This window comes from Pseudomonas mandelii (assembly GCF_024138395.1).
Classification (GTDB): Bacteria; Pseudomonadota; Gammaproteobacteria; order Pseudomonadales; family Pseudomonadaceae; genus Aquipseudomonas; species Aquipseudomonas mandelii_E.
Map to the genome: position 1 here is coordinate 181,125 of NZ_JAMYDU010000001.1, position 12,720 is coordinate 193,844.

Sequence of the window (12,720 nt, forward strand, 5' to 3'; positions counted from 1 at the left end):
TCAAAAGATCGCAGCCTTCGGCAGCTCCTACAGGGGTTCGCGTATACCTGTAGGAGCTGCCGCAGGCTGCGATCTTTTTCTTCAATTCTCCGCAATAATTTCCTGCAATACGCGACTAACCTCGCTGTACCCAGGCCGTGCCAGCACATCCGGCTGACAGCAACGTTGCTGTAATGCTTCTAACGACTCACGCCCTTCATCGCTCAACCCCGAGTCGATCCGCTCCAGCAATTCCCCCAGCAGCACCCCGAACGCTCGCACCTCGATCCGTTGCAGCGCGCGGCTTTCAAGGCTGTCCGAAGTGGCATGGAAAGACGCCGCGCCAAAGTCGCCCAACAGGCAATCACCGTCCTCGTTCCACATAATGTTGTGAGCATAGAGGTCGCCGTGAGTGATGCCTTGGCGGTGCAAATGTTCAGCCACTGAAGCAATGCCACTGGCGATGCGCAGCGCCACTTCAGCGTTGAATCGGGTGTCGTCGGCGTAGACGTCGCGGGTGCAGGACGCCAGGCTCGGCAGCCCGGCGAGGTTGCGGTAACTCGGATCGATCAGTTGCATCACCAACCCGGCCTGCGCTTGCGGATGGCCGGAGATCCTTCCTTCGACCCGGATCAGGTTAGGGTGGATGCCGGCGGTGATGCAGGCGTTCATTTCGTGCAGCGGTGAGCCATCGCTGGTCATCTCGCCTTTATAGAGTTTCACCGCGACCTGTTTCGTCTGTTCCCACAACCCCTGATGAATAACCCCAGACGCGCCTTCGCCGAGTTTTTTCTCCAGGCTCAGTTCGGACCAGGGAATACTCGCCGTGGCTTCGAGGGCGGCGGCATCGGCTTCGGTTTCCAGCGGATTACCGGCGTAGGCGAGCCAGGTGAGGCTCGGCAGGGTCAGCAGCCACTCGGGGAGCTCAGTGAGCTGATTGGCGGCGATGCGGATCAGTTCAAGTCGATGGCAATGCCTCAGGCTTTCGGGCAAACGCTGTAACCGGTTGCCGGCGAGCATGAGCTTTTGCAGACGCGGGCGTTCACCCAGTTCGGTCGGCAGACTCGTGATGCAGTTATCGGTCAGGATCAGCCAACGCAGCAGCGGTGGCAGCGCGGTGCCCGGCACGTTTTCGATGGCGTTGGCCTTGAAGCCGATCATCGTCAGCGCGGTGCACTGGCCAAGACAAGCGGGCAGTTCGGTGAACTGATTGTCCGAGCAGAACAGCACGCGTAAACGGGTCAGCCGGTGCAGGTCGTCCGGCAGGCTGCGCAAGGCGTTGCCACTGAGGTTGAGCACTTCCAGCGAGTCCGCCAGGTCGAGGATTTCCCGGGGGAACTCGGTCAGGCCGCAGGACAGATCCAGGCGGGTGATGCCCGACAATTGGCCGGCGCGCAGTTGTGCGAGGGTATCCATGGGCAGGTTCGCTATTGATCAGGAGGGGGGCGTGGGGGCCTGGAAATGGGCGACATGATAGCGGGAAAGTCGGGCTTGCCCTAAGGCCAGTAAGTCAAGGCGCAGAATCTGTAGGAGCGAGCGGTGCGGCGATCCGACTTGCCCGCGAAGAATGCGCCGCGGTTTTTCAGGCATTACGCGTCATCGTTCTTCGCGGGCAAGTCGGATCGCCGCACCGCTCGCTCCCACAGGATTTTCGTTAGCGCTCGATACTGCGATTCCACCGAGCATTCCATGCCGGGCGCTGTTCGTTGACCTGGTCCCAATCGATGGCGATCGCGGAGGTCAGATACTGCTTCATCGCCTCGACCTGACCGCGGGTCTTGTCGGTGGTTGGCGTATTCGGGTTGGACGGAATCTGATCGCCATCTTCAAGCGCGGCAGCTTGTGCTTCGGGGGTCAGCAGGAAGGCGGCGAGTTTCTGCGCCAGTTCCGGTTGGGTGTTGTTGGCGATGGCGCATTCAGCGACGTTGAGCACCACGGAGCCTTCCTTCGGCTGCGCATACTCCACCGGCATGCCCTTGAGTTTCAGCGCAGTGACCTGGGTCGGCGTCAGCGGGAACAGCGCCGCTTCGTCGGTCTGGAGCATTTCGGAGATTTTCGCCGAGCTCGGAATGTACTCCAGCACGTTACGTCCGACGGTGTTTGGCCAAGCCTTGAACCCCGGTTCGACGTCGGTTTCGCTGCCGCCCTGAATCCGGTTGAACATCAGAAAACCATGTAGGCCGAAGGTCGACGAGGCCATCGACTGGAACACCAGTTTGTCCTTGAAGCGCGGGTCGGCCATGTCCATCCAGGAGGTTGGCGCGCTCCAGCCTTTTTCCTTGAATAGCCGCGTGTTGTACGCCAGCCCCGTGACCCCGAGGCTGACCGCCACGGCTTGATCCTTGATGCGACCCTTGGCCGGAATCTGCGCCAGGGGCGGGCTGTCTTCGAGTTTGTCGCACAAGCCCATGGCGATGGCGCGGTACATGATGCCGTCGTCGAGGAACATCACGTGCATCTGTGGGCTACCTTTGCTGGCCTGGACCTTGGCCAGAATATCGGCGGAGGTTCCCGGCACGATCACCACGTTGACGTTGTTGGCTTTCTCGAAAGCCGGCAGCACCTTGTCGGCGTAGAGCCGCTCCATGGTTCCGCCGTTCATGCCCAGGTAAAGCGTCGGCTCGGCGTGGGCCTGGGTGGCCATGAGCAGGGCGCTCATGCAAGACAAACCGAGCATGGCATTGCGTTTGAGGTTTTTCATTGGCGCGACCTTCCTCTATCAAGCTACGGAGATGGAGTGAAACCGGGTGATGGAAAACGCATCCAGCGACGTCTTTGACGCGCCGCTGCAGATGATCTCGGTGAGCGCCTGGCCCACCGCAGGCCCGATCTGAAAGCCCGCGCCGGCAAAGCCGAACGCGTGCAACAGACCGGGTTGAGTGCTGCTGTGGCCGATCACCGGTTGGCGATCGGGCAGATAACCTTCGGTGCCGCTCCAGGTGCGAATCGCCTGGGCGCCTTCAAGAAATGGGTAGAGCTCGACGGCCTGGCGCAGGATCTCGATGACGGCATTCTGACCGGGCCGGGCGCGGGCGTCATCGAGGGCAAAACCCTGGCCGCCGCCCAACACGCAGTTGCCGCGCGCGACCTGACGGGCATAGATGCCGCCGCCCTCGACGCCGGTGCTCGCGTTCATCACCAGCGGCAACGGTTCGGTGACCAGCATTGCCGGGTGACCCGCGTGCATCGGCACTGCTTCGCCGAATTGCGCGGCGAGCTTTCCGGCCCAGGCGCCGGCGCAATTCAGTAGCCAGGGGGCGTGCAACTCGTGGCCGGTTTGAGTGCTGACCTGAAAGCGCTGACCGTCATGTTCAACGGTGCTGACCGCGCATTGTTCATGGATTTGCGCACCGTGCCGACGGGCCATCTGCGCGAAGGCGGGGGACACCAGTCGCGGGTTGGCGTGGCCGTCGTCCGGGCACAACGAGGCACCAACCGCGACCTTTCCGACCCACGGAAAACGTGTGCGCAACTCATTGCGGTCGAGTACCTGCAAATCGAGGCCGAACCCCTGGCTGCTGGCGGCGTAATCCTGCAAGGCGTGCAGGTCGTTGAGGCTGCGTGCGAGTTTCAGATGACCGCTGCGCTGGTACTCGCCGTTGATGCCGATCAGCTGCGGCAGTTGCCCCCAGATCTCGTGAGCCCGTTGCGACAGCGGCAATTGCGACAGTGGTCGGCCCTGACGCCGCACGCCGCCGTAGTTCACGCCGCTGGAGTGCGAACCGCAAAAGTCCCGCTCCAGCAATGCGACTCGTTGGCCGGCCTTGCTCAGAAACAGGGCGGCGGAGGCGCCGACAATGCCACCGCCAATGATGATTGCATCGACCTCGATCATGGCTCGACCTCCAGACCGAACGGCAACGGTTTGATCGGCGCCTGAGCTCGCAATCGGCCGATGTCGGACACAGCGCGCTGGCTTTCGCAGGCAATGATTTCCGCTGCCGCGGCGCCACACATCCGTCCCTGGCAGCGACCCATGCCGACCCGGCAATGGGCCTTGACCCGGTTGATCTCCCAATGGCCTTCGCGCACCACCTGACGGATGTCGCCGGCGCGCACTTCTTCGCAGCGGCAGATCATCAGGTCATCCGCCGCATCGGTGGCCCAGCTTTCGGGAAACAGGAAGGCGCGTTCAAGACCTTGGCGGAATCTGCCGATCGTTTGAAGCGACTGTTCCAGCCGGGTGGCGCGTTGTGGCGGGATCAGGTAACCGATGTCTTCGAGCAGCGCCAGGGCTGCCCGTTCACCGGCCATTTCGGCCGCGTCGGCCCCCATGATGCCGGCGCCATCACCGGCCAGGTACACCTCGGCGATGCTGCTGCGACCGGCGCTGTCACGCTGCGGCAGCCAGGCGCGGTTGAGCGGGTTCCAGGTGAATTCGCAACCCAGCAGGTCGGCGAGTTGGGTTTCACTGCGCAGGCCATGGGCGAAGGCTACGGCGTCGCATTCGATTCGATGTTCGCTTGTTGCGTTACGCCAGTTCAGCGATTGCACGCGGTGTTGGCCATCGATGCGTTTCAAGGTGGCGCCTTGGTGCACCGGGATGCCGTGGGCGGTTAGCCAGGTGCGGTAATAAATGCCTTTGGCCAGCGTGGAGGGTTGCGACAGCAGGCCGGGCAGGGCGCGGGCCTGAGCGCTGAAAGGCGAGCTATCGAGCACGGCGATCACGTTGGCGCCGGCCTTGGCGTATTGATACGCCACCAGATACAGTAACGGCCCGCTGCCGGCGAACACCACGCGTTCACCAATGGAACAGCCTTGAAACTTCAAGGCGATCTGCGCCGCGCCGAGGCTGTATGCCCCCGGCAGCGTCCAGCCTGGTACGGGCAGAATCCGGTCGGTGGCGCCCGTGGCGACGATCACGCGCGAGAATTCCAGCCGTGCGGCGCGGCCTTCATGCAAGGTGTCGAGCGCGCCAGCCTCGGCGTTCCACACCAGCGTGTCGGGGCGATAATCAAGTTGCTCGCGCAGTGCGTCGATGGTCTGATGCAGTGCCTTGGCCTTGCGTGCTTCGAAGCCATACAGCTTGATCGCCGAGCGCTTGAAATTCGCCGGCTGACGCCGATAAATCTGCCCGCCACCACGCGCTGCTTCGTCCAGCAGAACGGGGCGCACGCCATGGGCAACGAGGGTTTGCGCCGCCCGGATTCCGGCAGGGCCTGCGCCGATGATGACGACAGACTTCATACCCACCCCCTATGTGATAGACGCCCCAATCCTGTGGGAGCGGGCTTGCCCGCGATGACGGCGGAACATTCAACATCGGTGGTGGCTGACAGACCGCTATCGCGGGCAAGCCCGCTCCCACAGTTGGTGGAGGCATGCCGCATTATTTGTGACCGGCACGGAACCCCTGTGGGAGCGAGCCTGCTCGCGATGACTGCGGGACATCCAACATGGGTGGTGGCTGACAATCCGCTATCGCGGGCAAGCCCGCTCCCACAGGGAAATGGGTTTCTGCAGGGTGAGTTGGAGTTCATAGAGCGCGCCCCGGTTCGCGGCTGATGTGCTGTCCGGCTTCAAGCAGCGTCGAGCAGGCGCGCACCCGGCGGCCGTCGCCCAGGCGTACCCAGCAGTCCTGACAGGCGCCCATCAGGCAGAAACCGGCGCGGGGTTCGGCGCTGAAATCGCTGCCGCGCAGGTGCTCGCTGCAGGTCAGCACGGCGGTCAGCAGGGTGTCGCCGAGCAGGCCGCGGGCAGGCACGCCGTCGAGGGTAAAGTCCAGGGCCAGGCGGTCGCCTTCGGCCAGTCGTTTCAGCAGAGCCATGGCGCCCTCATTGTTTACCCACCAGAACCCGATCCAGGCCGTAGACCCGATCGAGCAGAATCATCGTCAGCGCGGTCAGCGCAATTACCAGTGCCGACACCGCCGCCATCATTGGATCGATGGATTCGGTGGCATACACGTACATGCGCACCGGCAGTGTTTGCGTGGCCGGCGAGGTGACGAAGATCGACAACGTGACCTCATCGAAACTGTTGATGAACGCCAGCAGCCAGCCACCGGCGACCCCCGGCAAAATCATCGGCAAGGTGATTTGCCGGAACAGCGTGAAGCGTCCGGCGCCCAAGGATTGCGCGGCGTGTTCGGCGCTGCGGTCCAGGCCAATGGCGGAGGCCAACACCAGCCGCAGCACATACGGCGTGATCACCAGCACATGGGCGAAGATCAGCCAGGCGAAGCTGCCGTTGACGCCCATCAGCGCAAACAAACGCAGCAACGCGACGCCCAGCACCAAGTGCGGAATGATGATCGGCGACAGGAACAGACCGTTGAAAAAGTCCCGTCCGGGAAACTCAAAGCGCGTGATTGCCAGGGCTGCCGGCACTGCGATCAGCGTCGCCAGCGTGGCGGCGCAAAACGCCAGGATCAGGCTGTTGTAGAACGCATCGACAAAGTCTGCGCGCTCGAATACCGCGCGGAACCAGCGCAGGGAAAACTCCGTGGTCGGCAGGCTCAGGGTATTTTCCGGGGTGAAGGCGACGAGGCACACCACCACCAGCGGCGCGAGCATGAACAGCACCACCAGCGTATGGAACAGCAGGGCGAAAGGACCGTTTCTGGACATGACGAATTATCCCAATGACTTCTTGTAGCGGCCTTCGATCATCCGGTTCCACGACAGCATGATCAGCAGGTTGAGCAACAGCAGCGCGACGGCAATCGCAGCGCCCATCGGCCAGTTCAGCTCCGACAGGTACTGGTCGTAGATCAGCGTGGCGACCATCTTTATCCGGCGTCCGCCGAGCAGTCCGGGAATGGCAAATGAACTCGCCGCGAGGCCGAACACGATCAAGGTGCCGGAGAGCACGCCGGGCATGATTTGCGGCAGCACCACTTTGCGCATCACCGTGAGGTGGCTGGCGCCCAGCGACAGCGCGGCTTGTTCGGCGGCGGGGTCGAGTTTTTGCAGCGAGGTCCAGACCGGAATGATCATGAACGGCAGCATCACGTGGACCAGCGCGATCACCACCGCGAACGGCGTATAAAGCAGCTTCATCGGTGAGCCACCGAAGGCTTGCAGCGTCTGGTTGACCAGGCCGTCGGCACCGAGCAACAGGCTCCAGCCGAAGGCGCGCACCACCACCGAAATCAGCAACGGCGTGAGGATCAGAATCAGGAAGATCGAGCGCCACGGCGCGCCCATGCGGCTGAGGATGTAGGCCTCGGGCACGCCGATCACCACGCAGAGCAGGGTGGTCAGGGCGCTGATCCAGAACGTCCTCAGAAAGATCTCGTAGAAGTACGGATCGCCCAGAAGGCTGCTGTAATGATCGAAGGTGTAGGCGTCGCTGTTGATCCCCGAGCTGTAATCGAAGACGTTGAACGACAGCACCAGCGTCAGCAGCAGCGGGATCACCAGCAGACCGAAGTACAACGCCAGGGCCGGTGCGGATAACCAATAGCCCTGACGTCCCTGACGTCCTTGGCGAATGACGGCAAGCGTACTCATGCCGACACCTCGTCGACACTCAGCACCCGCAGCAATGTTGCATCCCAATCGAGGCCGACCGCCGTGCCTTCGATCAAGGGGGCGGAACCATCGTTGCGGCGCACCACGCTGAGTTCGCCCAACGATGTCGATACGCCGTACAGCCATTGGCTACCGAGGAAGAAGCGGCTGACGATCTTGCCTGGCAGACGGCCCAGGCCTTTATCCAGCAAGTCGATTTTTTCCGGGCGCAGGCTCAACGTCAGTTCGCCGTCGCCACGATTGCAGACCTGCACAACGCCAGCGCTGTCCCGCTCGCCGGGCAGCAGATTGGCCTTGCCGACGAAGCCGGAAATGAACTTGGTGCGCGGGTGTTCGTAGAGGGTGTAGGGCGCGTCGATCTGAGTGATGCGCCCGGCCTGCATCACCACCACCCGATCGCTGATCGACAGCGCTTCGGACTGATCATGGGTGACCATCAGCGTGGTGATGCCGACTTCGCGCTGGATACGGCGGATTTCGAACTGCATCTCTTCGCGCAGATTGGCGTCGAGGTTGGACAGCGGTTCGTCGAGCAGCAGCACCGGCGGCTCGATCACCAACGCCCGGGCCAGCGCAACACGTTGGCGCTGACCGCCGGAAAGCTCTCGTGGATAACGCTCAGCGTGCAGGTGTAGACGCACCAGTTTCAGCACCCGATCCACCCGTTGCTGCAACTCGCCATTGGGCACTTTGCGCATGCGCAGGCCGAAGGCGACGTTGTCTTGCACGGTCATGTGCGGGAACAGCGCATAACTCTGGAACACCACGCCCAGACCACGACTGGCGGGTTTGGCGTGGGTGATGTCGCGACCGTCCAGCACAATGCGCCCGCTGCTGACTTCAACGAAGCCGGCAATCATTTGCAGGGTGGTGGTTTTGCCGCAGCCGGAGGGGCCGAGCAAGGAAACGAACTCGCCTTTTTCCACCGACAGGTTGGTGGCGACGACCGCGTCGATTTCGCCGTAACGTTTGCCGAGGTTTTCAAGTTGCACGAAGGCCATGACTGCGCTCCACCTGAGATTGTTATGCGTCGCCAAAGGCGCGCTTTTTTGTATGGGCAGATACGAAAAGGATGTTGCCGGGGTGCGTTGGCGCTCGACTTCTGCCGGCTGCCGCTGTTGTTCGAATCGCCCCTGATGGACGCAGAGTAGGACGAAGAATAGGATGGGCTCAATGGCCTATTTCACTGAAGCGATGACTATTTTCAGTTTCATTCAGTGAGTAAATTTATTGTTGAGAAATCACATGCCTGATTCCATTGAGCGGAATGAAAACAAAAATGAAGTCGGCGTGGGCGCCGTCTCAAGGCTGTTTGCGGTGCTGCGCAGCCTCGGGGATACCGTCGAGGGCGGAGAGCGCGTGACGCAACTGGCTCAGCGCATTGGTCTGTCGCAACCGACCACCCACCGCTTGCTGCGCAGCCTGATGGACGAGGGGATGGTCGAACAGGACCCGCGCAGCAAGCGCTATCGCCTGAGCCTGGAGTTTTTCGCGCTGGCGGCCCGCGCCGGCAACACAGGCAATTTGCGCGAACTGGCGCGCCCGGCGTTGCTGCGGCTGTCGGCTTCGTTGGGGGATTCGTTGTTTTTATTGGCGCGTAGCGGCTTCGATGCGATTTGTCTGGACCGCAGTGAAGGGCCGTTTCCGATCCGCACGTTTACCGGTGACATCGGCGGACGGGTGGCGCTCGGCGTGGGGCAGGGCAGCCTGGCGATTCTGGCTTTTCTGCCGGAAGAGGAGCGCGACACGGTGATTCATTACAACTTGCCGCGGCTCAAGGATTTTCACCTGTATGACGAGGTGTTCCTGCGCTCGGAAGTCGAGAATGTGCGCACCCTCGGTTACGCCGGGCGCAACACCGGCGTGTTGCAAGGCATGGCTGGAGTGGCCGTGCCGATCCTTGATCGCGAAGGCCGGGCGGTGGCGGCATTGAGTGTGGCCACGGTCAGTGATCGCCTGGGGCCGGATCGCTTGCCGACGGTGGTGGAGATGCTCAAGCGCGAAGCCGCGCTGATCGGGCCGCGGATCAATCCGTTCGATCCGCTGTTGCGAAGGCCTTCACAAGTCTTCGGGCAGGGTTGATCCCACGTTGATCGTTCCCACGCTCCGCGTGGGAATGCAGCCCGTGACGCTCCGCGTCACTGGACGCAGAGCGTCCCTAGAGGCATTCCCACGCAGAGCGTGGGAACGATCAGTATCGGGAGTCAGAACTGGACGGTTTGTTTGAGCATCTGCGCGGCCGGCGTATCACTCGGGCTGACCATTGCGTAGTTGTACCCCGCCCCCGACCAGTACTCGGCCTGCAACCCGCCATCGTTGCGACTGCCCCTCGGTAGCAGATAGTTTTTCGGTCCAGGTGGACGGACGTAGAAGCTAATCTTCTGGCCGTTCTGATTCTCGTAAATCACCATCGCCGCCGGTCCTTGTTCGGTGCTGAGCAGCCGCCCGCTAATGGGTGTGTATCCGGCAGCGGTCAGGTTCGGTAGACGATGGGCCTGGCTGAAATACCGATCGAGCCAGCCCTGTATATCGCCGTCATCGCTGACTGTGTAATCCGCCGGCAGGATGCCTTGCTGGGCAATCAGCCGGTAGGCCTGCATCGCATCGGTCATCGGCAGCGGGGTGCTGACCAGGGTCATTTGCCGGGCCTGCCAACCGCTCAAACCGCCAACGCTGACCGCGATCAGCAACATCGCGGCGCTGGCCAGATGGCGGCGCAACTGGCGTTTGACTCGCTGGCGAATCATTGCCGGGTCGAGTTGCGGGTTGGCCGGTTGCTGCAAGGCGCCGCTCAGGGCCGCGCGCAATTGTTGGGCATCGTGCTGCCAGGCGCGTACTTGCGCGGCCACTTCGGTGTTGTTGGCCAGATAAGTCTCGACCCGATGTCGGTCGGCATCGCTGAGTTGGTGATCGACGTAGGCGTGCAGGTCACGCTCGCTGGGAGGCATGCTGATCATTTGAGTCTCCGCAGAGAAGGGTGGGTGATTTCGCCGTCGCTGAGCTGGCGCAAGGCCTGGCGTGCGCGGGACAGGCGCGACATCACGGTGCCGATGGGGACGTCGAGAATCTCGGCGACCTCCTTATAACTCAGACCTTCCACCGACACCCAAAGCAGCAGCGCGCGCTGTTCGGTGCCGAGTTGATCGAAGGCTTGCAGGGTCGATTGGGCGATCACCGTGCGCTCTGCCGAAGGCTGTGCATCATCACGGCCGGTAAAGAATTCGAGCATCCGCGCATAACGCCGGGAGCGGCGATGAGCGTCGAGAAACTGCCGATAAAGAATCGAAAACAGCCAGGCACGCAAGTCACCTTCGGGACGTTTGTCGCCCCAACTCGACAGCGCGCGCTCAAGGCAGGCCTGCACCAGATCATCGGCGCTGCTGGGGTTGCGCGTCAGCGATACGGCGAAACGCCGCAGCCTGGGAATGACTTCCCTGAGTTGTTCGTCGATATCGTTCATGAAGTTCTGACCAGTCACTACGCTGTGGTGAGTGTTCAGGAAGACGCCCGACATTCGAGGTTATTCCACGCCCGGAAAAATAAACACCGGGCGATGGAATAAACCCTGGCGCGGTTCGTCTGCCTGATTCTTCCCACTTGTGGCCGATGGCCCTGGAGTCATTCATGGTAGATCGCTCATCACCACCAACGGGGCCTGGCCGGCCACCGCTGAGTGCCGCGAGCCTGACGTTGCGCCTGACCGGCATTGCCGTGGTGGTTGCCGCGCTGGCCGGGGCTTTTGCCTACGTCAACGGCACACTCGACCCACAACGCCTGACGCCGAACGCGCTGGTCAATGTACTGGAGAAAAACAACGGCGTGCACCCGGGATTTCGTCGTAACCACGCCAAGGGTGTTTGCGTGATCGGGCATTTCGAGAGCAGCAGCCAGGCACGCGAGTATTCCAGCGCCCAAGTGTTCGGCGAAGCGCGGACCCCAGTGGTCGGGCGTTTTGCGCTGCCGGCCGGCAATCCTTACGCGCCGGACAACAGCGTGCCGATCCGCAGCCTGGCGTTGCGTTTCACCCAGGCCAACGGTCAGCAGTGGCGCACCGGGATGAACAGCATGCCGGTGTTCCCGGTGGGCACGCCCGAGGCGTTCTACCAGTTGCAACAAGCGCAGTCCCCGGATCCGGCGACCGGCAAACCGAACCCGGCGGCTGTGCCGGCGTTCTTCGGTTCTCATCCGGAAGCCGCGCCATTTCTGGCCTGGATCAAAACTGCCAAACCCTCGGCCAGTTATGCAACGGAAACCTACAACAGCGTCAACGCGTTTTACCTGGTTAACGCGGCCGGGCAACGGCAGGCGGTGCGTTGGAGCATGACCCCATTGGCTCAGGACGCGGCAGGTGCAACGGCCCCTGAGGGCGGTGATTTCCTCGAGAAAGATCTGGTTCAGCGCTTGTCCGCCAGCCCGCTGCGTTGGCAGTTGAACATCACCCTGGCGAACCCCGGGGACCCGGTCAACGACGCGAGCAAGGCCTGGCCTGTCGATCGAAAAGTGCTGAACGCCGGCACGCTGGTGCTCGAAAGTACTCAGCCGCAACTCAATGGTGAGTGCCGTGACATCAACTACGACCCACTGGTATTGCCCAGCGGTATCGAAGGCTCCGACGACCCGCTGCTGGTCGCTCGCTCGGCGGGTTACGCCCGTTCCTACCTGCGCCGCACCAGCGAAGTGAAGCAGTTGCCCAACGCCAAACAGGAATCTCAATAATGAGTGCTCAACCGAACCATTTCGCGCCGTTGGCGCGGCTGCTGCACTGGCTGATGGCGCTGATGATCCTCTCGATGCTGTTTATCGGCGCGGGTATGGCGGCCTCGGTGTCCGAGCGCCATCAGTGGCTGATCAACCTGCATAAACCTTTAGGCGTGGCGATTCTGTTGCTGGTGATCGTGCGCCTGGCCGTGCGTTTTTCGACCCGGCAACCACCACTGCCGGCGGATCTGCCGGGTTGGCAAGCATTCGCGGCCAAGGCTTCGCATATCTTGTTGTACGCCTTGATGCTGATCTTGCCGCTGCTGGGCTGGGCGATGATTTCCGCGGCCGGCGACCCGGTGATGCTCAGTAGTTCTCTGCAGTTGCCGTCGATCCTGCCGGCGAATGCGCAGGTGTTTGCGTTCCTGCGCAAGGCGCATGGATATTTGGCGTATTTGCTGTTTCTGACCGTGTTGCTGCACTTGGCGGCGGCGTTGTTTCACGGGTGGGTGCGTCGTGATGATGTGCTGAACAGCATGTTGCGGGGTAAAGATCACGATTTGTAGCA

General features: G+C 62.1%; 13 protein-coding genes. 3 read left to right on the top strand and 10 right to left on the bottom strand.

From position 1 onward, the window contains the following. Nucleotides 1-81: 81 nt before the first annotated feature. From NHU87_RS00740 to NHU87_RS00775, 8 genes are all read right to left on the bottom strand, one after another. Nucleotides 82-1,395 carry a leucine-rich repeat-containing protein kinase family protein gene (locus NHU87_RS00740; protein ID WP_253544819.1) on the bottom strand — a complete coding sequence of 438 codons (1,314 nt, stop codon included), beginning with the start codon at nucleotides 1,393-1,395 and terminating at the stop codon, nucleotides 82-84. 238 nt (nucleotides 1,396-1,633) lie between these two features. After that, nucleotides 1,634-2,680, bottom strand: a complete 1,047-nt coding sequence (locus tag NHU87_RS00745) for an ABC transporter substrate-binding protein (RefSeq protein ID WP_253544820.1) — start codon at nucleotides 2,678-2,680, stop codon at nucleotides 1,634-1,636. Between the two features lie 18 nt (nucleotides 2,681-2,698). Beyond that, nucleotides 2,699-3,814, bottom strand: coding sequence for an NAD(P)/FAD-dependent oxidoreductase (locus tag NHU87_RS00750; protein WP_253544821.1), 1,116 nt, complete (start codon nucleotides 3,812-3,814; stop codon nucleotides 2,699-2,701). Continuing rightward, on the bottom strand, nucleotides 3,811-5,166 hold the full coding sequence (locus tag NHU87_RS00755; RefSeq protein ID WP_253544822.1) for an NAD(P)/FAD-dependent oxidoreductase: 1,356 nt from the start codon (nucleotides 5,164-5,166) through the stop codon (nucleotides 3,811-3,813). Before NHU87_RS00755 ends, NHU87_RS00750 begins: the two co-directional genes overlap by 4 nt. 289 nt (nucleotides 5,167-5,455) lie before the next feature. After that, nucleotides 5,456-5,746, bottom strand: a complete 291-nt coding sequence (locus NHU87_RS00760; RefSeq protein ID WP_253544823.1) for a (2Fe-2S)-binding protein — start codon at nucleotides 5,744-5,746, stop codon at nucleotides 5,456-5,458. Nucleotides 5,747-5,753: 7 nt separating this feature from the next. Beyond that, a complete protein-coding gene (locus tag NHU87_RS00765) occupies nucleotides 5,754-6,548 on the bottom strand; it encodes an ABC transporter permease (protein WP_007896923.1) in 795 nt (264 codons plus the stop codon). Between the two features lie 6 nt (nucleotides 6,549-6,554). Next, the gene (locus NHU87_RS00770) at nucleotides 6,555-7,433 is read right to left on the bottom strand and encodes an ABC transporter permease (protein WP_253544824.1); all 879 of its coding nucleotides are present in this window, start codon (nucleotides 7,431-7,433) and stop codon (nucleotides 6,555-6,557) included. Beyond that, entirely contained in the window at nucleotides 7,430-8,455 is a 1,026-nt protein-coding gene (locus NHU87_RS00775) for an ABC transporter ATP-binding protein (protein ID WP_253544825.1), read from the bottom strand. Before NHU87_RS00775 ends, NHU87_RS00770 begins: the two co-directional genes overlap by 4 nt. Nucleotides 8,456-8,699: 244 nt before the next feature. On the opposite strand from NHU87_RS00775, the gene NHU87_RS00780 reads away from it, so the two are divergent. Further along, nucleotides 8,700-9,536 carry an IclR family transcriptional regulator gene (locus tag NHU87_RS00780; RefSeq protein WP_253544826.1) on the top strand — a complete coding sequence of 279 codons (837 nt, stop codon included), beginning with the start codon at nucleotides 8,700-8,702 and terminating at the stop codon, nucleotides 9,534-9,536. 122 nt (nucleotides 9,537-9,658) lie between these two features. On the opposite strand, the gene NHU87_RS00785 is transcribed toward NHU87_RS00780, so the two are convergent. Then, the gene (locus NHU87_RS00785) at nucleotides 9,659-10,411 is read right to left on the bottom strand and encodes an anti-sigma factor family protein (protein WP_253544827.1); all 753 of its coding nucleotides are present in this window, start codon (nucleotides 10,409-10,411) and stop codon (nucleotides 9,659-9,661) included. Next, a complete protein-coding gene (locus NHU87_RS00790) occupies nucleotides 10,408-10,914 on the bottom strand; it encodes an RNA polymerase sigma factor (RefSeq protein ID WP_253545606.1) in 507 nt (168 codons plus the stop codon). Before NHU87_RS00790 ends, NHU87_RS00785 begins: the two co-directional genes overlap by 4 nt. A gap of 164 nt (nucleotides 10,915-11,078) precedes the next feature. Between NHU87_RS00790 and NHU87_RS00795 the strand changes: the two genes are divergently transcribed. Together NHU87_RS00795 and NHU87_RS00800 are read left to right on the top strand one after the other, a co-directional pair. Then, nucleotides 11,079-12,170 (top strand): catalase family peroxidase, encoded by a 1,092-nt coding sequence (locus NHU87_RS00795; protein ID WP_253544828.1) that lies wholly within the window; start codon nucleotides 11,079-11,081, stop codon nucleotides 12,168-12,170. Next, entirely contained in the window at nucleotides 12,170-12,718 is a 549-nt protein-coding gene (locus NHU87_RS00800; RefSeq protein ID WP_253544829.1) for a cytochrome b, read from the top strand. The genes NHU87_RS00795 and NHU87_RS00800 overlap by 1 nt, the downstream gene beginning before the upstream one ends. Nucleotides 12,719-12,720: the final 2 nt, after the last annotated feature.